22 protein-coding genes and 1 other RNA gene are annotated in these 20296 nt (G+C 33.3%); 17 read left to right on the top strand and 6 right to left on the bottom strand.

Going from position 1 to position 20296, the window contains the following annotated elements:
• Positions 1–121 precede the first annotated feature (121 nt).
• From OZP12_RS11915 to OZP12_RS11890, 6 genes are all read left to right on the top strand, one after another.
• Positions 122–280: a hypothetical protein gene (locus OZP12_RS11915; RefSeq protein ID WP_281225217.1), complete on the top strand. Its 159-nt coding sequence runs from the start codon at positions 122–124 to the stop codon at positions 278–280.
• A gap of 6 nt (positions 281–286) precedes the next feature.
• Entirely contained in the window at positions 287–517 is a 231-nt protein-coding gene (locus OZP12_RS11910) for a hypothetical protein (RefSeq protein WP_281225216.1), read from the top strand.
• Positions 518–532: 15 nt separating this feature from the next.
• Positions 533–913, top strand: a complete 381-nt coding sequence (locus OZP12_RS11905) for a YchJ family protein (protein WP_281225214.1) — start codon at positions 533–535, stop codon at positions 911–913.
• Between the two features lie 336 nt (positions 914–1249).
• Entirely contained in the window at positions 1250–2035 is a 786-nt protein-coding gene (locus OZP12_RS11900; RefSeq protein ID WP_281225213.1) for an META domain-containing protein, read from the top strand.
• A gap of 192 nt (positions 2036–2227) precedes the next feature.
• Positions 2228–3346, top strand: a complete 1119-nt coding sequence (locus OZP12_RS11895) for a vWA domain-containing protein (protein WP_281225212.1) — start codon at positions 2228–2230, stop codon at positions 3344–3346.
• A 40-nt stretch (positions 3347–3386) separates the two neighbouring features.
• Positions 3387–4850 (top strand): AAA family ATPase, encoded by a 1464-nt coding sequence (locus OZP12_RS11890; protein WP_281225211.1) that lies wholly within the window; start codon positions 3387–3389, stop codon positions 4848–4850.
• Positions 4851–4927: 77 nt separating this feature from the next.
• Here the strand turns inward: OZP12_RS11890 and OZP12_RS11885 are convergent, their stop codons facing one another.
• Positions 4928–5719 carry an RMD1 family protein gene (locus OZP12_RS11885; RefSeq protein ID WP_281225210.1) on the bottom strand — a complete coding sequence of 264 codons (792 nt, stop codon included), beginning with the start codon at positions 5717–5719 and terminating at the stop codon, positions 4928–4930.
• Positions 5720–5870: 151 nt separating this feature from the next.
• On the opposite strand from OZP12_RS11885, the gene OZP12_RS11880 reads away from it, so the two are divergent.
• Positions 5871–6224 (top strand): hypothetical protein, encoded by a 354-nt coding sequence (locus tag OZP12_RS11880; protein WP_281225209.1) that lies wholly within the window; start codon positions 5871–5873, stop codon positions 6222–6224.
• Here the strand turns inward: OZP12_RS11880 and OZP12_RS11875 are convergent.
• Together OZP12_RS11875 and OZP12_RS11870 are read right to left on the bottom strand one after the other, a co-directional pair.
• On the bottom strand, positions 6197–7294 hold the full coding sequence (locus OZP12_RS11875; RefSeq protein WP_281225208.1) for a class I SAM-dependent methyltransferase: 1098 nt from the start codon (positions 7292–7294) through the stop codon (positions 6197–6199). The genes OZP12_RS11880 and OZP12_RS11875 overlap by 28 nt on opposite strands.
• Before the next feature lie 37 nt (positions 7295–7331).
• Entirely contained in the window at positions 7332–7628 is a 297-nt protein-coding gene (locus OZP12_RS11870; protein ID WP_281225207.1) for a hypothetical protein, read from the bottom strand.
• Positions 7629–7814: 186 nt separating this feature from the next.
• Here OZP12_RS11870 and rnpB point away from each other — a divergent pair.
• Positions 7815–8146: RNase P RNA component class A (gene rnpB, locus OZP12_RS11865), an RNA gene on the top strand.
• A gap of 196 nt (positions 8147–8342) precedes the next feature.
• A complete protein-coding gene (locus OZP12_RS11860; protein WP_281225206.1) occupies positions 8343–8888 on the top strand; it encodes a hypothetical protein in 546 nt (181 codons plus the stop codon).
• Between the two features lie 69 nt (positions 8889–8957).
• Here OZP12_RS11860 and OZP12_RS11855 read toward each other — a convergent pair whose 3' ends face one another.
• Both OZP12_RS11855 and OZP12_RS11850 read right to left on the bottom strand, forming a co-directional pair.
• On the bottom strand, positions 8958–9560 hold the full coding sequence (locus tag OZP12_RS11855; protein ID WP_281225205.1) for an RsmD family RNA methyltransferase: 603 nt from the start codon (positions 9558–9560) through the stop codon (positions 8958–8960).
• The gene (locus tag OZP12_RS11850) at positions 9557–10369 is read right to left on the bottom strand and encodes a DUF3822 family protein (protein ID WP_281225204.1); all 813 of its coding nucleotides are present in this window, start codon (positions 10367–10369) and stop codon (positions 9557–9559) included. The genes OZP12_RS11855 and OZP12_RS11850 overlap by 4 nt, the downstream gene beginning before the upstream one ends.
• Positions 10370–10532: 163 nt before the next feature.
• Between OZP12_RS11850 and OZP12_RS11845 the strand changes: the two genes are divergently transcribed.
• The 4 genes from OZP12_RS11845 (at position 10533) to kdsB (ending at position 14306) form a co-directional block, all read left to right on the top strand.
• Positions 10533–11957, top strand: coding sequence for an ATP-dependent DNA helicase (locus OZP12_RS11845; RefSeq protein WP_281225203.1), 1425 nt, complete (start codon positions 10533–10535; stop codon positions 11955–11957).
• 110 nt (positions 11958–12067) lie between these two features.
• Positions 12068–12628 (top strand): transposase, encoded by a 561-nt coding sequence (locus tag OZP12_RS11840; RefSeq protein ID WP_281225202.1) that lies wholly within the window; start codon positions 12068–12070, stop codon positions 12626–12628.
• Positions 12629–12687: 59 nt separating this feature from the next.
• Positions 12688–13521 (top strand): 4,5-DOPA-extradiol-dioxygenase, encoded by an 834-nt coding sequence (ygiD, locus tag OZP12_RS11835; RefSeq protein ID WP_281225201.1) that lies wholly within the window; start codon positions 12688–12690, stop codon positions 13519–13521.
• Between the two features lie 56 nt (positions 13522–13577).
• Positions 13578–14306, top strand: coding sequence for a 3-deoxy-manno-octulosonate cytidylyltransferase (gene kdsB, locus OZP12_RS11830; RefSeq protein ID WP_281225200.1), 729 nt, complete (start codon positions 13578–13580; stop codon positions 14304–14306).
• A gap of 67 nt (positions 14307–14373) precedes the next feature.
• Here kdsB and OZP12_RS11825 read toward each other — a convergent pair whose 3' ends face one another.
• Positions 14374–15039: a spermidine synthase gene (locus OZP12_RS11825; RefSeq protein WP_281225199.1), complete on the bottom strand. Its 666-nt coding sequence runs from the start codon at positions 15037–15039 to the stop codon at positions 14374–14376.
• 61 nt (positions 15040–15100) lie between these two features.
• Here OZP12_RS11825 and OZP12_RS11820 point away from each other — a divergent pair, with 61 nt between their 5' ends.
• The 4 genes from OZP12_RS11820 (at position 15101) to OZP12_RS11805 (ending at position 20265) form a co-directional block, all read left to right on the top strand.
• Complete coding sequence (locus tag OZP12_RS11820) at positions 15101–15661, top strand: 1-acyl-sn-glycerol-3-phosphate acyltransferase (protein ID WP_281225198.1); 561 nt, start codon at positions 15101–15103, stop codon at positions 15659–15661.
• 213 nt (positions 15662–15874) lie between these two features.
• Positions 15875–17029, top strand: coding sequence for a M14 family metallopeptidase (locus OZP12_RS11815; RefSeq protein WP_281225197.1), 1155 nt, complete (start codon positions 15875–15877; stop codon positions 17027–17029).
• 76 nt (positions 17030–17105) lie between these two features.
• The gene (locus OZP12_RS11810; RefSeq protein WP_024981770.1) at positions 17106–17585 is read left to right on the top strand and encodes an Lrp/AsnC family transcriptional regulator; all 480 of its coding nucleotides are present in this window, start codon (positions 17106–17108) and stop codon (positions 17583–17585) included.
• 94 nt (positions 17586–17679) lie between these two features.
• Positions 17680–20265 carry a phosphoenolpyruvate carboxylase gene (locus OZP12_RS11805; protein ID WP_281225195.1) on the top strand — a complete coding sequence of 862 codons (2586 nt, stop codon included), beginning with the start codon at positions 17680–17682 and terminating at the stop codon, positions 20263–20265.
• The last annotated feature ends 31 nt before the right edge of the window (positions 20266–20296 follow it).

The following is a 20296-nucleotide window of genomic DNA, read 5'->3' as shown; positions in this document are numbered from 1 at the left end:
TTTTGCAAAAATAAAAATGATTAAGATTATGATAATATAAACGAACTTTGCTGTTATTTTAGTCTAATTCCGTTTGAAAAATGAATCGTATTAGCATAAAACCTAAAAAAGTACTGATATAATGAGCCGAAACAACGAAAAAAATATCAAAAAACATAACGACAAACTGCATAAAGCGCAAGCAAAAGCAAAACAGGCCGAAATAGCCCGAAAGGAAAAATTGAAACAAATAACTAAAAAGTTCAACGAAGGTAAATCTTCGGATGACACTGTAAATTAATACAATATGGATAAAAATAAATTCAGCGAATTAAAAAACGGAGTTCAGGAAATCATTGATTTGATTGCCAATAAAAATGCCAAAGAAGCCAATAATAAATTGGTTGACATTAGCAAAGAACTGGACGAGCTACTGGATCATGCCGAAGAAGATGAGGAACTAATCGAAATCAGCAAATATCAAGTTTTGTTGAATCAATTGCAGCAAAGAATTGTTCAGCTAAACGGACAAAATTAATTTAGGTTTGATTTTATGACTTCTCAAAAATGTTATTGTGGTTCTTCGGAATCTTTCGAATCTTGCTGTAACCGTTACATTAGCGGAGCTGAAAAAGCACCAACAGCCTTGGCTTTGATGAAATCACGATATTCTGCCTATGCCACGCACCAAGTTGATTATTTATTGGCAACAACGCATATTAGCGAAAGAGAATATTATTCGAAAGAAGATGTTTTGCATTGGGCGACAGCCAATAAATGGCAAAAATTGGAAATCATTTCGTTTACAGAAGACACAGTCGAGTTTAAAGCTTATTTTGTTGATGGAAATAATGCAAACCAAGTGCATTATGAGTTTTCGACTTTTAAACAGGAAAATGGCAACTGGTTTTATGTGGACGGAAAATTTGAGTAATTTTCGATTTAAACTAAACCACTCTGCACTGAAAGTGCAGAGGTTTGTTTTACGAGAGACTGAAAGTCTCTCCATTTTGAAAACTCGCTTAACAATATTAAAAGCGGAGGATTATATTTTTTCGCATTACTAAAGTACTGCAATAAATTGCAGGGTTTTAAACCCAAATCTGAAACCAATAAACTACCTCGGGGCAGAGCCCCAGAGGTATTAACTAAATAGTAACCTCAGATTTATAGATTTTTAAAAATCCTTTTTAATCTGTGAATCTGTGGCAAAAAAAACCGAAGCAGAGTTTCGAGGAATTAAACCTAAAGAGATTAAAGATTGAAATTCATGAAAAAATGCATTCAATTATTCGCAATTACCCTATTAATTATCAGTTGTAAAAGTACTGTATCAACCTCAAATGAAGTTGTAAAAATCCCTTATTTTGGTTATCAACAGCAAAAGGAGAATTTAGAAAAAGGCATTTATTTTAGAGGCAATGGCAATGATCCCGAATGGAGTTTGAAAATTGCTGATAAAACCATTGAATTCAATTCTTTGCTTCCTGGCTTTGAAAAACTCACAGGAAATCACGTTGAACCTGTGCGTGCTATGGACGCCAATGTAAAAATGTATCGGGTTGCGACAGACACTGTGACAATGATTATTCAGATTATGCAACAGGAATGTACTAATACAATGTCCGGTCTGAAATCAGCTTATTCCGTGCGTATTGAAATGCTAAAAGATAGCAAATCAACTTTTTTTAACGGTTGCGGAAACTACATCACTGATTCACGCCTGCACGATATTTGGGTTTTGGAAGAATTAAATGGTAAAAAAGTAAGTTTGGCGGATTTTGGAAAAGAAATACCTAACCTTGAAATAAATTCTTCAACCAATAAATTTATGGGTTTTGCGGGATGCAACAAAATGAACGGAACTATTTTCTTTGAAAAAGAATTGCTTCGATTTTCTAACATTGTTACAACCCGTATGGCTTGTGTTAACAATAATAAAGAAACTGAATTTCTAAAAGCACTGCAAACTATAACCAATTATAAAGTGGAGAATTTAAAATTAATCTTATCTAATACTGATGAAAATAAATTGATTTTTAAGAAAGTAGATTAGCTTATTAAAAGTTTCACTTAAAACAGAAAATTATCATTCACTTTTGGAAGCAAAAAACATAATCACAGTTCGGGCTGTGATTTTTTTTTGAAAAAACATTTAAAATCATACAGTTTTCATCAAAAGGCTTTTAACGTAAAATTATAAATTGATTGTAGTGAGTTCATTAAAAAATAATCTAAATTTATATTTATGGACAACATGATAAAAAAAGGATTCTATTTTAAAAGCTACGAAGCTCCGTTTCAATCTCCATTTGATAAGCTTTTTGAAATTTTCAAGGAGCTGATTACTCACACTTCGGGAGATTTTGATGAAGCAATCAGTTGGTTACGCGAATTAGATAAAGAATACAAACTAACCGATGAATCCTATACAATCGATGATTTTATTGAGGATTTAAAGAAAAAAGGATACATCCGCGAAGAACTAAAGGACGACGGCACTCCCGGTTTAGGAATTACTGCCAAAACCGAACGTGCCATTCGTCAACAAGCCTTAGATAATATTTTTGGGAACCTTAAAAAATCGGGGAGCGGTAACCACAAAACCAAACATGTAGGAAACGGCGATGAGCATACCGGAGAATTCCGCGAGTTTCGTTTCGGTGATGGATTGGAACGTATTTCATTGACAGAAAGTTTGCGAAATGCTCAAATCAATAATGGCGTGAGCGATTTTAAGCTGACCGAAAATGATTTGGTCGTCGAGGAAACCCGAAACAAATCCCAAATGAGTACCGTTTTGATGATTGATATCAGTCATAGCATGATTTTGTATGGGGAAGACCGCATCACGCCCGCCAAGAAAGTTGCAATGGCATTGGCCGAATTAATCACCACCCGCTATCCAAAAGACACTCTTGATATCTTGGTTTTTGGCGATGATGCCTGGCGGATTTCCATTCGGGATTTACCATATTTAAAGGTTGGACCATATCATACCAACACCGTTGCAGGATTGCAATTGGCAATGGATTTATTACGCAGAAAGAAAAATACGAACAAACAAATTTTCATGATTACCGACGGTAAGCCAAGCTGTGTAAGAGAAAATGACGGAACTTATTATATGAACAGCAACGGTCTCGATCATTATATTGTTGAAAAATGCTACACTCAAGCGCAACAAGCCCGAAAACTCCATATTCCGATAACCACTTTTATGATTGCCAATGATCCTTATTTGCAAAAATTTGTAAATAAGTTTACTGAAGCCAATCAAGGCAAGGCTTTCTACACTGGATTAAAAGGTTTGGGCGAAATGATTTTTGAAGATTATGAAACCAATAGAAAAAAAAGGATAAAATAATTTCCATTTGAATTCAACTACAAAGACAAAAAAACAAAATATGAAAATTGAAGATATAAAGACTTTCGGAGAATTAAAGAAATCAGGATACGTAAGCAAGAGTATCAAAGATGAATTGCGCCAAAATCTAATTGCAAAAATAAGATCGGGCCAATCCACTTTTGAAGGGGTTCACGGTTTTGAGAATACCGTAATCCCTGAGTTGGAAAGAGCGATACTGTCGCGCCACAACATCAATTTGTTGGGACTGCGAGGACAAGCTAAAACTAGATTGGCCAGAAAAATGATCGAATTGTTGGACGAATACATTCCGTATGTGACTGGTTCCGAAATCAATGACGACCCTTTTCATCCTTTGTCACGCTTTGCGAAAGATTTAATTGCAGAGAAAGGGGACGAAACGCCAATATCATGGTTACACCGAAACGAACGCTTTTTCGAAAAACTTGCCACTCCCGATGTAACCGTTGCCGATTTAATAGGAGATGTCGATCCTATCAAAGCCGCAAATTTAAAATTATCTTATGCAGATGACCGCGTGATTCACTTTGGAATGATTCCGCGTGCTAACCGCTGTATTTTTGTGATTAACGAATTACCCGATTTACAAGCCCGAATTCAAGTTGCTTTGTTTAATATTTTACAGGAAGGCGACATACAAATTCGCGGTTTTAAATTACGAATGCCGCTTGATATGCAGTTTGTTTTTACCGCCAATCCGGAAGATTACACCAATCGGGGAAGTATAGTAACGCCTTTGAAGGACAGAATTGGGTCGCAAATACTGACTCATTATCCTCAAAATATTCATATCGCCAGAACAATTACGGCGCAGGAAGCAAAGCTTGATACCGCCCAAAGCGACTTGGTTTACATTCCTTCTTTGGCGAAGGATTTATTGGAGCAAATCAGTTTTGAAGCAAGAGAAAGCGAATTTATTGACAACAAAAGCGGTGTGAGTGCCCGATTGAGCATTACTGCTTATGAAAATTTACTAAGTACCGCAGAAAGACGTGCGTTAAAATCAGGAATTGACAAAACAACTTTACGCCTGTCTGATTTTATGGGAATAATTCCATCTATAACCGGTAAAGTCGAATTGGTTTACGAAGGCGAGCAGGAGGGAGCCGCAGTTGTTGCGCAACGATTGATAAGTGATGCCATTCATACATTTTTCCCGGCTTATTTTCCAAAAATAGAACGATTGGAGAAACAAGGCGAAAAAACACCTTATGCGGATATTTTGGATTGGTTTTTCACCGAAAGTGGTTTTGAATTATTGGACGACTGTACCGATGAGGAATACAACACAATTTTGGACGATATTGCGCCTTTGGAGAAATTAATAGAAAAATACCAACCTCAATTAGATAATCGGGATCGTAATTTTATGAAAGAATTCATTTTGTGGGGATTGGTTGAATATAAAAAACTCAGCAAAGATCGTATCTCAGAAGGATATCAATTCAGGGATATTTTTGGAAGTTATATCAACAAATTATAATTTCATTTAAACAATAAAGAGCCATAACACCCCGTTTTGGCTCTTTAATTTTTTCTAAAACATTCCATTGCTATTTTTTAATGAAAAAGCAAAGCTATAATTATCTCTATAAAAATCAATACGATAACAATCCATTCCAAGCGGGAACTCTCCCGAACATTAAGAACATCAGTGAAAAGCTTTAAGTTGTCTTCGACGATATCCAATCGGTAATCAAGATCTCTAAAGCGTGGATTAATATCAAAATTGGCTTTTAAATGGCGGTTTAAAAGATTGAGTTCTTCATTGTCCCAAACCAAATTAGGATCATCCAAAATATAAAGATTGTCGACAATACTGTTTTTAACGTTCAGTACTTTTCCGATGTATTTTAGCAGATTAATTTTTGAAATACTCAGTTTTCCTCGCTGTTCCAATTCCTGAATATAAATCCTTGAAGAAGTAATTAGTTCGTCCGTAAGTGCTTCATAATAATCCAAAGCCACTGATTGCGCGATGTTGAGCATAACAGTTTTGAGAACTGCGGCATCGATGGAAGGAACTGAAACAAAGTCGTTTTTGATAATCATTTTTGGAATACTTTCATCAATTTCAATTCGGTATTCTTCAACAAAATCCAAATAAAGATTTGTAGAGGCGTAATCTTTGATAAAATCAATAAATTCATCCTTTTTGGGTTTTGAGTAATTAGCAAATACAACTACACCGTAATCAAAAACATAGAGGTATCGCTTTCTATTCAAATTATAAAAAATTTCAGAAGGAGAACTGGAGTGGGGCTCAACGCCAAAATCAGCCCTTAATTTTTTGATATTAAAGTCTTCTGCTATTTGGATAGCTTCAATCTTAATGAAATTGGCTTTTTCCATAGAAATTTTGTTTAACACAAAAAGCACATTAAAGTTAGCTATTTCTATTTAAAAATTAAGAGAAGCATTCTTTATTTTTAGACAAAAACAAAGAATGATTTAGTTAAAATTTGTAAATTAGTGTATTGAAAACCAATAAAATGTAGGTAAAATGAAAGAGATAGAAAAACAATTAAGAACGAATGGCATAAGTCGAAATAATGAAGACAAAAACAAATTGCCTGATTCCCTTTTGTATCCGCCGGAAGAAGATATTTACAGAAAATTCCACAAGGAAAGTGAAATTGATCCTGAAGATATTTCGAAAAAGAAAGCTCCGGTTGAAATCAATAATATAAGTGAGTTGAACCAGAAGGAGTTTGACGAAGATATGTCTGGTGACGACTTGGATATACCAGGATCAGAAATTGATGATGATTTTGAAAACTTAGGAAACGATGATGAGGAAAATGATTACTACAGCATCGGAGGAGACGGTCACACTGCTTTAGACGAAAACTCATAGGTCAAATTCCTTAAGCCCATAAGTGGAAATTTGGGAACATTCTTTTCTTGAATTAAAACTTTAAATTTGAGTCCCATATCCATTAGAAGTCTATAGTTTATATTTGCTTCTTCAATGGCTTTTGAAACATTGGCATTGGTGTTCAATAATCTTTTTTCCTGATATTCTTTAATTCCAAGAGACAGTAGAAACGAAGCTTGATTTGTCATTCCGCAATAATTGAGTCCGCTTTTGTTCCCCCAATTTATTAAAGCTGAAAAATTGACGTGGGACGTAATATCCTGTTCGCCTATGAATTGGTATGGATTATCATTTTTATGATGTTTGTAATAACATAAAAGCGTACCAGAGCTCCTGTATTTCTCATAAAGTTCTGAAGAAATAGCTCCATAATCGATGGTAATAACATAACCGCTATTCAGCGATTTGGCAATTTCTTGAATCCAGGAATGGGCTTGAAGATTTACTTCTGTGCGGAAACCTCTTGGTAATTCAATATCCAAAGAAGCAAAATAATCAACAAGTTCTTTATTTGCGGGTTTTAAAACTTCGATAAAACCACCCGCAAAATCCACAAAAACCTCCATCAACTGATCTTCCATAACAACACGATGCACTGAAAAATTATCAATCAATTCATTGGATAAAATACAGCCATTGATTTCCTCAATTTCCTGAATGGAATTATACCAACTTACTTTTTCGTTTAAAAGCTTTTTTTCCCTTTTGCGCATACCCGAACTTTTTTCAATAATGCAATAAGACAAAATATCGTAAAAAGTAGGGGAGTTGTTTTTGAGATAATCGAGGATATCCTGGCAAAGCAAACCTGTACCAGCACCATATTCAACAATCTTGAAAGGTTTTCTTTCCGATTTTTGCCACATTTCTTCAATTTGACGGGCTATCATGACACCAAAAGCATCCGAAAGATTGGCACTTGTATAAAAATCGCCGTCAGCCCCAATTTTATCAGGAAAAGAACTGTAATATCCCAATCCAGGATAATACAAAGCCATCTCCATAAAATCCCGAAACGATATTGGGCCTTCTTGCTGAATCCGTTGCATTATTATATCTGACAGGGGCATTGAAGCGAAATAATTATTACTTGCTGCTTTCAATGATTAATTTTTCCAAAATCTGTGAAGCTTCATAATCCGAATTTGCAGAAAAGCCGGCAACAAAAACACCTTTTTTGCCAGAGCTTGAAATTATACCATAAACAACAGATTCTTCGTCAGGATCCGAATCACCTTCGTAACGATATACGTGCTCAACTGAATAATCATCTGGATTTTCCTTAATGGATTCATAATGAAGATTAAAATCATGGTGAAACCCTTTTTCTTTCAAATCATTCAAGGCTTCCAAAACTGTAGTATAATGATACGTTGGTTTCATTTTTATTAGTTTCTAAGTTACTAAGTCTCCAAGAAAAACATTCATAAGTTTAAAAGCTTTGAAACTTAGAAGCTCAGAAACTTACAATCTAATAAAGATAACCAATTTATTTATAAGACGTTGCAAAGGACTTGTTAAAGTAAAAGCGGTATTCTTGATAAAGCTTGATTAATGTTGTAGATTTGCACCGCAGACCGCCTTATCGTCGTCTCGTCTTTATGGGCGGGAGGGAGGAAAGTCCGGACACCATAGAGAAGCATAGCGGGTAACACCCGTCGGTTTTGTCTTTACGGACGAGATTAGGACAAGTGCAACAGAAAGTATGTACAGGTAATGCTGTAGTGAAACCAGGTAAACTCTATGCGGTGAAATATCAAGTATATCAGCATTTAAGGGCTTCTCGTCCGTTGCTGAAGGGTAGATAGCTTGAGTCTTGGAGTAATTCAAGATCTAGATAAATGATAAGGTATTGTTAGCAATAACAAGAACAGAATCCGGCTTATAGGTCTGCATTTTTTATTTTAAATTCCAACCCAATATTTCGAACACTTTCAATGCTTATTCTGGAATCGTCTTTGAAATATTTGAGAATTTAGATAAAGATTCTGATTGCATAGTATGCTTTTAAAAAAAATCACTAAATAACTCCAAAAACTTTTAAAATATAATAATTGTATTACATTTGGGTATGAATTAATTATTAACACAAGTTTTATGAAGTTACTGCCTCAGTTTATTCTTTTTTTATTCTTCAACTTTTTAACTAACGCTATTGCTCAAGAAAATCCTTCTGTTGAGAAAAATCTATTCAAAATTGATTTTCTGGCTCCCGGTTTTACCTATGAATATGGTTTGTCACCAACGAATACATTAATGTCGGGAGCAGGTTTGGCTGCTAGCTATGAATATTCAGATTATTTCGGATCTACATGGATAGTATCTCCATTTATTTCAGAAGAGTTTAGGCATTACTATAATTTTGAAAGAAGAATACGTAAAGGAAAAAATATATCCAGAAACTCTGCGAATTATTTTGGTTTTAATGTTACACACTATTTTGAACCAATAACACACCAACAACAAAATTTTGTAAATTCAACAAATTTAAATGCTCTTTACGGATTTCAAAGAACTTATAAAGCAGGTTTTAATCTTGGTTTTCAGGTAGGTGTTGGATATTCAATAGCTAAATCGGATGATGATGGTTTTTATCCTTATTTTAGATTTACGATTGGTTGGGTGTTAGGTAAAAATAAATAAAAAATTATGTCATATAAAGAGAAAAGCCCATGAAATAAGGGCTTTTCCTTTTATAATTTTTCATGTAAATTAACCTTCGTCTTCTTCTGTACCTTTTCTGTTCGATTCATCGTCAATTTCTTCTTCTTCGGTTGAATCCAATTCGAAGAAACTAAAAATAGAACCACCATAGCTTTTCTGAAAAGAAAAATTAACCATGTGATCGAGTTTTGTGTATTTGGAATGCTCAATAATCATCATGCCTGCCTCATTGAGAAATTCCTTTTCGAATACCAATAAAACAATTCTTTCGAATGTTTTTTGATCCAAACCATAAGGAGGATCTGCAAAAATAATATCGTATGTTGCTTTATTTTTTCCTAAAAAGGCGAAAACATCGCTTTTTATGGCTGCAATATCAAAATCATATTCGGCCGCTACTTGCTTAATGAATTTTACACAACCAAAATCGGCATCAACAGATGTGATTGGAGAACTTCCTCGGGAAGCAAACTCGTAACTGATATTACCGGTACCGGCAAATAAATCCAACACTTTTAACCCCTCAAAGTCAAAATTATTATTTAAAACATTGAACAAAGCCTCTTTACTCATATCGGTGGTGGGGCGAACGGGGAGTCCTTTTGGTGGAAAAATGCGTCTTCCCTTATATTTTCCGGATATGATTCTCATGAGTTAAAAAGTATAAATTGTTGTTGGTTTTGTGCTTTTGAAAAAGTATTGCTTTTTTGTAAATCAGTTACATCAAGAAAAGATACATTTCGAATGTATTTGAACGCAATTTTATAAAAATCATCTTCTTCTGATATAGCTCCTAATAATTCTAAATGAAAACTTTCAGGGTTCATATTCAATTGTTCGGCGGTAAAAAGCAAATAATAAATAAAATCCTCGGGTGTTTTGTATTCGAATGAATTAAATAAAAGCAGTTTTTGATTCTGAATCACGATAATTTCAAAATGACCTGGATTGAAATGTACAATCATTTTTTTGGTATCGTTGTTTTTGGATGCATCCAAAAGCTTAGAAACCAAAATAGTATTAGCATGCTTGTAATCAAAAGAGCCAAATTGATCTATGAAAAAATTATTGATATTTACGTAAGGAATATAAACCGCATTCATTTGATAATTAGTGATTTCATCAAATGCGAAAAAATCGGTTTCAAAAACTTTGGTATTGTATTGCAAATAACTGCCTAAAAAGTTTTCGTCAAATAGGGCAGTGGGAACAAAGGTCGAAAGATTGTTATTATGAATCACCAAAATTTCATCATAACTCTCATTCAGTTCGGGATAATTACGAAAAGCATCCGAAAACAATTCTTCAATCTTGGTTGACTTATGGAAAGTGTCAAAATGAATTTCGTTTATCGATGTAATCTTGTTATGAAGTGTATCAAAACAACAAAAAGAAAGTCCTGTCAGTGAAACCTGAATGGAAAGTTTTTTGTATTTTTTATCGGTTATATTAATGTTCATAGTATTTTTTGCAACAATGCAAACTTACAATTTTTATTTTTTAGTTTAGAAGTGTAGAATGGTTAATAGTTTAGAAGTTTTAATGTTTAGTTTTCCAAATCTAAACTTCTAAACTAATAAACTTTTAACCTTTTTTACTTTACTTTGCAATAAAATATTCCTGATGAATTCCTCTTCTTTTTACAGCCTTTTGCAGAAAAAATTCCCTTTTCCGCCGACATACAATCAGGATATTTTTTTTCAAAAAGTTGCCATTTTCCTGACTGATAGTTATAATGACACCATTTTTGTTTTAAAAGGATATGCAGGAACGGGGAAAACTACCGTTATTTCGACAATCGTAAATAGTTTATTGGATATCAATAAAAAGTATGTTTTGTTGGCACCAACAGGACGTGCGGCGAAGGTAATTGCCAATTATTCGAACAAACCCGCTTTTACAATTCATAAAAAAATCTATTTCCCAAAGAAAAATTCAGGCGGAGGAGTTTCGTTTACTTTACAACCCAATAAACATAAAAACACCATTTTTATAGTCGATGAAGCCTCGATGATTTCGGACGCCAATTCGGATTCCAAATTATACGAAAACGGCTCATTGCTTGATGATTTGATTTCCTATGTATATTCGGGAACTAATTGCAAAATGATCCTTTTGGGCGACACAGCTCAGTTGCCTCCTGTAAATTTGGACATAAGCCCAGCTTTGGATATTAGCACTTTAAGTATTCATTACAATAAAGAAGTAGAACATATTGAACTTGATGAAGTAATGCGTCAGGAAGAAAGCTCAGGAATTCTACATAACGCAACCGAATTGAGAGAGTTATTAAAGGACAGTTTTATATCGGAATTCAAATTTAATATTAGGAAATTCAAGGATATTGTACGCTTGGTTGATGGCTATGATATCCAGGATGCGATTCATTCTGCCTACAGTAATTACAGTATCGAAGACACTGCTTTTATTGTTCGTTCCAATAAAAGAGCGAATCAATACAACGAGCAAATTCGGTCAAAGATCCTTGATAAAGAAAGCGAATTGTCCACAGGCGATTTCCTGATGGTGGTGAAGAATAATTATTTTTGGCTAAAAGACTCCGATGAAGCAGGATTTATTGCCAATGGTGATATCATTGAAGTTTTGGAAATGTTTGGAATCAAAGAATTATATGGTTTTAAATTCGCCAAAGTAAAAATCCGAATGATTGATTATCCCGACCAAAAACCTTTTGAAACAGTTCTTTTGATGGATACAATTAAAAGCGAATCACCTTCGTTGACTTTTGAAGAATCAAACAGATTGTATCAGGAAGTAATGAAAGATTACGAAAGCGAAACCACCAAATATAAAAAGTTCCAAAAAGTAAAGGAAAACGAATATTTCAATGCGTTGCAAGTTAAATTCTCGTATGCGATTACCTGCCATAAATCCCAGGGAGGGCAGTGGAATACAGTGTTTATTGAGCAACCGTATTTACCAAACGGCATCGACAGGGATTATGTTCGATGGTTATACACCGCTATGACAAGAGCCAAAAATAAGTTATATTTGATAGGATTTAAAGACGATAGTTTTGTGATGTAAAGAAGCGATTTATCGCGTCTCACGTATCGTGCATCAAAAAATCCCCTATCATTGTATGAGACGCGATAAATCGCGTCTGTACATTTTTATGAAAATAAAAGGATTAAAGTATGGCAGAAAAATTCAGAAATAAATATAGAGTTCCTTCAGTTCGATTACAAAATTGGGATTATGGTACAAATGGAGCCTATTTTATTACGATTTGTACGAAGGAGATGCAGTCCTTTTTTGGAGAAGTTGTCAATAATGTAATGAATTTAAACGAAATTGGTATATTGGCTGAAAAATATTGGACAGAAATAGTGAAAAAATTTCCATACATAGAATTAGGAAATTTTCAGATTATGCCTAACCACATGCATGGAATATTAATTATTGATAAATCCATCACATTAGGAGAAACGCAATTAATTGCCTCAGAGCAATCAAAGAATAAAACAGGAGGATGCACTGGTCAAAACAATCCTATGCTTGCCGAAAATATATCACGAGTAATAAGATGGTATAAGGGAAGATGTACCTTTGAAATGAGAAAAATAAATCAAAAGTTTGAATGGCATAATCGTTTTCATGACCATATTATTAGAAATTCAGAATCTTTTGAAAGAATACAAAATTATATCGAAGAAAACCCTTTGAAATGGAATGAAGATAAATTTTGTAAAAAATAAATCTTCTTACATACGTGATTTATCACGTCTCATCATCTTTAAACTAAATGAAATGCATCATGAACACGCTAAACGATTTACATAAAATTTCTGGATCATTTTCGAATACCGAAAAAATGCCTGTATTGTTTTTGGGGCATGGAAGCCCAATGAATGCCATCGAAGAAAATCAGTTTGTGACCGGTTTTAGGAATTTAGCCAAAACCTTGCTTAAACCAAACGCAATTTTGTGTATTTCGGCGCATTGGTTTACCAACGGGACTAAGGTTACCGCTATGGAAATGCCTCGCACGATTCATGATTTTGGAGGATTCCCTCAGGAATTATTTGAAGTACAATATCCCGCCAAAGGAAGTCCCGAACTGGCCAGCGCAACTAAGGAATTATTATCACCAACCGATGTGGAATTAGACCATCATTGGGGATTGGATCACGGAGCTTGGAGTGTAATTAAACATTTATATCCCGACGCTGATATTCCTGTAATTCAGATGAGTATCGATTACACAAAATCGGGTCAGTACCATTTTGAATTGGCGCAAAAATTAAGTGAATTACGCACCAAAGGTATCCTTATTGTAGGCAGCGGAAACATCATTCACAACTTAAGATTAGTCGATTTCAGAAACATAAATACCGACAATTACGGTTACGATTGGGCTTTTGAAGCAAGAGAAGTTATCAATAAACACTTAATCGATGGCGATTTCCAACCGCTTATTGATTTTGAAAAACAAAGCAAAGCTTTCCAACTTTCCATCCCAACACCTGATCATTATTTACCGTTGATTTATACTTTGGGATTAAAAGGAAAATCAGAAGAATTGAGTTTGTTTAATGATAAATTGGTAGGAGGGTCGTTAAGTATGACTTCGGTGAGAATTTCGGATTAACTTTAGATTATAAAAACATATATTTGACACCAAATAAAACAGTAGAATAAATATAAATGAAAATAATAGCAGTCATTCCCGCCCGTTACGCATCTACACGATTTCCAGCAAAACTGATACAGGATTTAGGAGGTAAAACGGTTATTTTAAGAACCTACGAAGCCGCCATAAACACACAATTATTTGATGATGTCTTTGTGGTAACCGATTCCGATTTAATTTTTGACGAAATTGTTTCCAATGGCGGAAAAGCGATCAAAAGTATCAAAGAACACGAATCGGGGAGTGACCGAATTGCAGAAGCCGTCGAAAATCTTGACGTGGATATTGTCATCAATGTCCAAGGAGACGAACCTTTTATAAACAAAGAACCTTTAGCAAAAGTTATCGAAGTTTTCAGAAATGACACTGATAAGCAGGTAGATTTGGCTTCTTTAATGTGCGAAATCAAAGATGAAGCCGATATTAATAATCCAAACAATGTGAAAGTGGTCGTGAACCAAGATGGTTTTGCGCTGTACTTTTCGCGTTCGGTGATTCCTTACCCTAGAGAAGTAAATGTTGGTGTTCGTTATATGAAACACATTGGAATTTATGCTTTTAGAAAACAAGCATTATTGGATTTTTACAGCTTACCGATGAAATCATTGGAAGCCTCCGAAAAATTAGAACAATTACGCTATCTAGAATTTGGAAAACGCATCAAAATGGTCGAAACAACACACATCGGAATTGGAATTGATACCGCCGAAGATTTAGAAAAAGCTAGAAAAATGCTTCTTTGATTTTACTCTCTTTTACATACAGTCATCATCTAGCCTCCCTCTCCTTTGGAGAAGGTCGGGGAGGAGATTAATTTTGTTTTTGAATAATAATCAATTCATTATGAATTTCAACTCTGGGAATTGACTCAATTTTATAGTTTTCATCATTGAGCTCCTTAATCAATTTTTTATTTCTTAGGTTGTCTTTAGCTGTCAGACACATTGTATTAAAAAGTACAACTCCTCTGCTTTGAAGCAAAAAACAAATTCTATTGATAAAAAAATCTTCAAACAAAAAATTCGGCATATTCATATCCTGGAATATATCAATGATAATCAAATCATAACGATCCTTAGTTTTTAGAACAAATTCAAAAGCATCATCAATCACGATATTAAGATTTTTTATTTCATCTAATTTAAAATATTGATTTGCAATTTTAATAATGTCTTGATCAATATCAACACCTGTAATTTGACCTTTAAAATGAATTTCATCAACCAATGTTTTTATAACACTACCACCAGCAACTCCAAGAACCAAGGCATGATTCATTTTTGAAATTTTATCAAATCCAAAATGCTTTAACCCAATTCTTAATATGCGCTGCAAACTTCCATAGGAATAATTTGTATTTTCAGAATCCATCACCAACTCGCCATTTACCCAAGTGACTTCGATGGTTTTACTTAATTTTGATTTAGTTTTGAAAATTTTTATCGGAATGATATAACTCAGTAATTTAATTAGCATTAACTTCGGTTTTGCCCAAAAATAAGATAATTATTATTTAATTTGTATAAAATAATCATAAATGAAGAAACAAATCTATAAATGGATTTTTGAAAATTTAATGGGTTGGAAAATAGAGGGTAACTTCGATGAGAGAATAAAAAAAAGTGTTGTGATAGTAATGCCACATACGAGTTGGCACGACTTTTACATCGCTATTATTTGCCGAGGAGCTATTGGCGTCGACATCAATTGGGTTGGGAAAAAAGAATTATTCCGTTTTCCGTTTGGTAATTTTTTCAAATATTTTGGAGGCGCGCCACTTGATAGGACTGGCGGTTTAAACATAGTAGATTCGATAGTACAATTATTTGAAGCAAAAGAAACTTTTCGTTTAGGAATATCACCCGAAGGGACAAGAAAAAAAGTGGATCAACTCAGAACAGGATTCTATTATATAGCTTTACACGCAAAAGTGCCAATTATTCCTGTATCCTTAAATTTTGAGACAAAAATAGTTGATTTTGGAAAACCATTTTATCCAACAGCAAATCTAGAATCCGATTTAAACGTTTTAAAGAAACACTTTGAAAACTCAAAAGGCAAAATTCCAGAAAATGGATATAATCCAACCCAAAGCTAAACTCGCTGAGAATCGCGTAAAATATTTTTTTCGACTCTTAGCACAGAATATTTAATTCTCACGAATTACAAAACAGAGCTGTTTTATAAATTATTCTAAGAACTGAATCCCTAAATATCGTTTTCTAACAATTCTCAAATTATTTTTTAAAAAACTGATAATCTTTTAAAGTAAAAGCAAAGATGCTTACTTTTGTATATCAAATATTGTAAAATGAATTTAGAAGAATTATTCAATCAAAATAAAGAAGAAACAATTCAAGGGCGATATATTACATTAGAAAATATAGAGCCATTATTAAAAAGGGAATCTTTAAAAAATGATGTAAAAATAATTGGGGAGTCCGTATTAGGAAAACCAATTTATAGTTATCAAAAAGGCCATGGTAAATTAAAAATTTATCTTTGGTCACAAATGCATGGTAACGAAAGTACTACGACTAAGGCATTATTTGATTTTATTAATTTATTGAATAATGGATCAGATTTAGCCAAACAACTCTTGGATACTTTTACATTTTATTGTATTCCAATGCTAAATCCTGATGGAGCCAAATTATACACTAGAGCCAATGCCAATGAAATTGATCTAAATCGTGATTCTCAGAATCTCACCCAACCGGAAAGCAAGGTCTTGAGAGCTATTTTTGAAGAGTTTAAGCCAGATTATTGTTTCAATTTACATGATCAACGTACTATTTTTGGTGTTTCTGACACAGGAAAACCGGCAACTGTTTCGTTTTTAGCGCCATCTTATAATGAAGAAAGAGAAATAAATGACACCCGATTAAAAGCAATCAACTTAATTGCAGGTATCAACGAAGTTTTACAAAATTACATTCCGGGACAAGTTGGCCGATTTGATGATTCTTTCAACATCAATTGTATTGGAGACACTTTTCAATATTTAGGTGTTCCTACTTTATTATTTGAAGCAGGACATTTTCCAGGAGATTATGAGAGAGAAATTACACGAAAACACATATTCTTCTCTTTGGTTTCGAGCTTCAATATTCTCAGCGAAAACGATATAGTTAGCAACGGAAATGATAAATATTTAAACATTCCGCAGAATAAAGTCGTTTTTTTTGATTTTATGTATAAAAATATCAAAATAAATTATGATGGTATTGAAATAATCACGAATTTTGTTGCTCAATATAAAGAAGAGTTAATTGACAATCAGATAATTTTTAATGCTTACATAGTTGAAGTTGGCGATTTGGAAAATTATTTTGGTCATAATGTTTACGATGCAAAAGGTGCATTATACAGAGATGACTTTAACAATTACCCAAATAAAGATCAAAAAGCCAACTTTAATTTAGACGGAAAAGTGTTTTTCGTGAACGGAACGATAATAAAATAAAAAAAGTGCCGTTTATTTAATTTTTATTTATAATTTTAACTTTTTCAGTATCAAATAACCATATAATAAAAGAATTATGAGTAAGTTTCGTTTAGATGAAGTAGATCACCAGATTTTAGATATGTTGATAGACAACACAAGAGTACCGTTTACTGACATTGCTAAAAAATTATTGATTTCAGCTGGAACGGTTCATGTGAGAGTTAAGAAAATGGAAGATGCAGGTATCATAATGGGATCCTCATTAGTCCTTGATTATGACAAACTTGGATATTCATTTATCGCTTACGTGGGGGTTTTCCTTAACAATACTTCTCAAACAAAATTTGTTTTAGAGCGTATTAATGAAATTCCATTTGTAACTGTTGCTTCAGTTACTACTGGTAAGTTTAATATTTTTTGTAAAATCAGAGCAAAAGATACTAAGCATGCTAAGGATGTAATTTTTATGATAGATGATATCGAAGGAGTTTATAGAACTGAAACTATGATTTCTTTAGAGGAAAGTATAAATGATAAAAAGCGTTTGATGCATACCATTTTTAAGGAAATGTAAAATAAACTTGAATGCTATATTATAAAATATAACCTCAAGCATACACTTGAGGTTTTTTTATGACGAATTAACCAACCTATTTTAACGTATAATTATGTACACTTTACCCAAAATAGAACGTTTTAATCAAAATGTCCTATCTAAATACCATATATACAACAGTGTATTTATTACATTGCCTTTTGATTCTGTAGACAATACGGGAGTTTTGCTTCCAATTTTTACAGAACTTTGTGATAACGGTTTTAAAAAACAGGAGACACCAAGAGAAATTTTCGACTTTTTCTCAGATAAATATTTGCACAGTGCTACTGAAAAAGATAAAATTAATTTGATGTTCCACTTTATACAGTATATTGAACGTCAAATTGTTTTATTTGATGCTATCGAAGATGCTGCTTTTCCTGTTGTAAACAATATGGAAGGTAGAGGATCATTACGTGATATCAAAGAGAAATCAGATGTTCGGGACAAGAAAGAAGAACTGATTAATTTCTTAGAGAGTTTTAACGTTCGTACTGTTTTAACTGCTCACCCAACTCAATTTTACCCTGGACCAGTTCTTGGAATCATTAATGATTTGACAGAAGCAATTCGTAACAATGACCTTCTTGAAATCAAGCAATTATTAGCTCAACTTGGTAAAACACCATTTATCCAAAATGAAAAGCCAAATCCTTATGATGAAGCGGTGAGTTTAATTTGGTATCTGGAAAATGTTTTTTACAACACTTCCGGAGAGATGGTTCATTATTTGCAAAAAAATGTTTTTGAAGGTGAAGCAATAAAAAACCCAATAATCAAATTAGGTTTCTGGCCAGGTGGAGATCGTGATGGAAACCCATTTGTTACTACTGATATTACATTAAAAGTAGCTGATCGTTTGAGAAGTTCTATTTTGAAATGTTATTATATCGAGATCAGAAACTTAAAACGAAAACTTACTTTCCCAGTTGTTGATTCCTTGGTAATGGAATTAGAACAAAAATTATATCGTTCTGTTTTTTATTCAAAAGGTGAAATTTTTATTACCTGCGAAGAGTTAAAAACTCAATTAAATAAAATAAAAACTATCATTATTGAGCAACATCAATCTCTTTATGCTGATCAAATTGATGCATTACTTATACGATTGAATTTATTTGGTTTCCACTTTGCTACTTTAGATATTAGACAAAATAGTAAAATCCACCAAAATGTTTTTTACGATATAGTTGATTATTATTCCAAATCAAAAACAAATATTTTTCCAGAGAATTATTTCCAACTAACTGAGGATGAAAAAATACAAGTTTTGTCAACAGTTAAGGGTAATTTGGATGCAGCGGATTTTGAAAATGAAATGACAAGATCTACGATTGAGTCTATTCAGGCAATCAAAACAATTCAGGAAAATAATGGAGAATTTGGCGCCAACCGTTATATTATTAGTAACAACGAAAGTGCACTTAATGTAATGGAAACTTTTGCATTGTTCAAATTATGTAATTGGGAAAATGCAAGTGTTGATGTAATTCCATTGTTTGAATCGGTAGATGATTTGCACAATGCTCATTTAGTAATGGAAAAATTATACACTAATCCTGAATATGCTAAACATTTAGCTAATAGAAATAACAAGCAAACAATCATGCTTGGTTTTTCTGACGGGACAAAAGATGGTGGTTATTTGATGGCCAACTGGAGTATCTATAAAGCCAAAGAAGCATTAACTGAAATTTCCAGAAAGTACGGAATTCACGCTATTTTCTTTGATGGACGTGGTGGACCACCTGCTCGTGGTGGTGGAAAAACACATAAATTCTATGCTTCGTTAGGACCAAATATTGAAAACAACGAAATTCAAATAACAATTCAAGGTCAAACCATCAGTTCTAATTTTGGAACTTTGGATTCTTGCCGATATAATTTAGAAAATCTTTTGAGTGCTGGTGTTGCCAACCAAGTTTTCAACCAAGGAGAGAATAACCTATCGTCAGAAGAAAAAGATATCTTGGATCAAATGGCTGAATTAGGGTATGACAAATATTTAGCTTTCAAAAACCACCCTAAATTCATTCCTTATTTGGAGCAAATGAGTACTTTGAAATATTATGCAAAAACTAACATTGGAAGCCGACCTTCAAAAAGAAGTAAATCCGAAACACTTGATTTTGCTGACTTAAGAGCAATTCCATTTGTTGGATCTTGGAGTCAGTTAAAACAAAATGTACCTGGATTCTTCGGAGTTGGTGCTGCATTGAAACATTTTGAAGATACAAACCAATGGGAAAAAGCTCAAAATCTTTACGATAACTCATTGTTTTTCAGAACATTACTTGAAAATAGTATGATGTCATTGGCAAAATCATTCTTCCCATTGACCGCCTACATGAGAAAAGATCCTGAGTTTGGAGAATTTTGGCAAATTATCTATGATGAGTTTTTGGAAACCAAAAGGTTATTATTGAAAATTGCTGGTTTCAAAGAGCTTATGGAGAATTATCCTGACGGTAGAGCTTCTATTTTGATGAGAGAACGTATTGTTTTACCTCTTTTGACTATCCAACAATATGCTTTGTTACGAATCAATGAGTTAAATAAAGAAGCAAATCCAGATGCCAACTTGATAAAAGTATATGAGAAAATCGTGACTCGCTCACTTTTCGGAAATACAAACGCAAGTAGAAATTCTGCTTAATTTGAAAATAAAAAATTAGTATTTTTAATTC

Origin of the sequence: Flavobacterium aquiphilum, assembly GCF_027111335.1 — a bacterium.
GTDB lineage: Bacteria > Bacteroidota > Bacteroidia > Flavobacteriales > Flavobacteriaceae > Flavobacterium > Flavobacterium aquiphilum.
Note: the sequence above shows the minus strand (reverse complement) of the source record. Positions and strands in the feature narration are given on the sequence as shown.

Bases quoted from the DNA above. Each gene is read 5' to 3' on its own strand.
- OZP12_RS11915 (WP_281225217.1), top strand. From the start codon at position 122: ATGAGCCGAAACAACGAAAAAAATATCAAAAAACATAACGACAAACTG.
- OZP12_RS11910 (WP_281225216.1), top strand. From the start codon at position 287: ATGGATAAAAATAAATTCAGCGAATTAAAAAACGGAGTTCAGGAAATC.
- OZP12_RS11905 (WP_281225214.1), top strand. From the start codon at position 533: ATGACTTCTCAAAAATGTTATTGTGGTTCTTCGGAATCTTTCGAATCT.
- OZP12_RS11900 (WP_281225213.1), top strand. From the start codon at position 1,250: ATGAAAAAATGCATTCAATTATTCGCAATTACCCTATTAATTATCAGT.
- OZP12_RS11895 (WP_281225212.1), top strand. From the start codon at position 2,228: ATGGACAACATGATAAAAAAAGGATTCTATTTTAAAAGCTACGAAGCT.
- OZP12_RS11890 (WP_281225211.1), top strand. From the start codon at position 3,387: ATGAAAATTGAAGATATAAAGACTTTCGGAGAATTAAAGAAATCAGGA.
- OZP12_RS11885 (WP_281225210.1), bottom strand. From the start codon at position 5,719: ATGGAAAAAGCCAATTTCATTAAGATTGAAGCTATCCAAATAGCAGAA.
- OZP12_RS11880 (WP_281225209.1), top strand. From the start codon at position 5,871: ATGAAAGAGATAGAAAAACAATTAAGAACGAATGGCATAAGTCGAAAT.
- OZP12_RS11875 (WP_281225208.1), bottom strand. From the start codon at position 7,294: ATGCAACGGATTCAGCAAGAAGGCCCAATATCGTTTCGGGATTTTATG.
- OZP12_RS11870 (WP_281225207.1), bottom strand. From the start codon at position 7,628: ATGAAACCAACGTATCATTATACTACAGTTTTGGAAGCCTTGAATGAT.
- OZP12_RS11860 (WP_281225206.1), top strand. From the start codon at position 8,343: ATGAAGTTACTGCCTCAGTTTATTCTTTTTTTATTCTTCAACTTTTTA.
- OZP12_RS11855 (WP_281225205.1), bottom strand. From the start codon at position 9,560: ATGAGAATCATATCCGGAAAATATAAGGGAAGACGCATTTTTCCACCA.
- OZP12_RS11850 (WP_281225204.1), bottom strand. From the start codon at position 10,369: ATGAACATTAATATAACCGATAAAAAATACAAAAAACTTTCCATTCAG.
- OZP12_RS11845 (WP_281225203.1), top strand. From the start codon at position 10,533: ATGAATTCCTCTTCTTTTTACAGCCTTTTGCAGAAAAAATTCCCTTTT.
- OZP12_RS11840 (WP_281225202.1), top strand. From the start codon at position 12,068: ATGGCAGAAAAATTCAGAAATAAATATAGAGTTCCTTCAGTTCGATTA.
- ygiD (WP_281225201.1), top strand. From the start codon at position 12,688: ATGAACACGCTAAACGATTTACATAAAATTTCTGGATCATTTTCGAAT.
- kdsB (WP_281225200.1), top strand. From the start codon at position 13,578: ATGAAAATAATAGCAGTCATTCCCGCCCGTTACGCATCTACACGATTT.
- OZP12_RS11825 (WP_281225199.1), bottom strand. From the start codon at position 15,039: ATGCTAATTAAATTACTGAGTTATATCATTCCGATAAAAATTTTCAAA.
- OZP12_RS11820 (WP_281225198.1), top strand. From the start codon at position 15,101: ATGAAGAAACAAATCTATAAATGGATTTTTGAAAATTTAATGGGTTGG.
- OZP12_RS11815 (WP_281225197.1), top strand. From the start codon at position 15,875: ATGAATTTAGAAGAATTATTCAATCAAAATAAAGAAGAAACAATTCAA.
- OZP12_RS11810 (WP_024981770.1), top strand. From the start codon at position 17,106: ATGAGTAAGTTTCGTTTAGATGAAGTAGATCACCAGATTTTAGATATG.
- OZP12_RS11805 (WP_281225195.1), top strand. From the start codon at position 17,680: ATGTACACTTTACCCAAAATAGAACGTTTTAATCAAAATGTCCTATCT.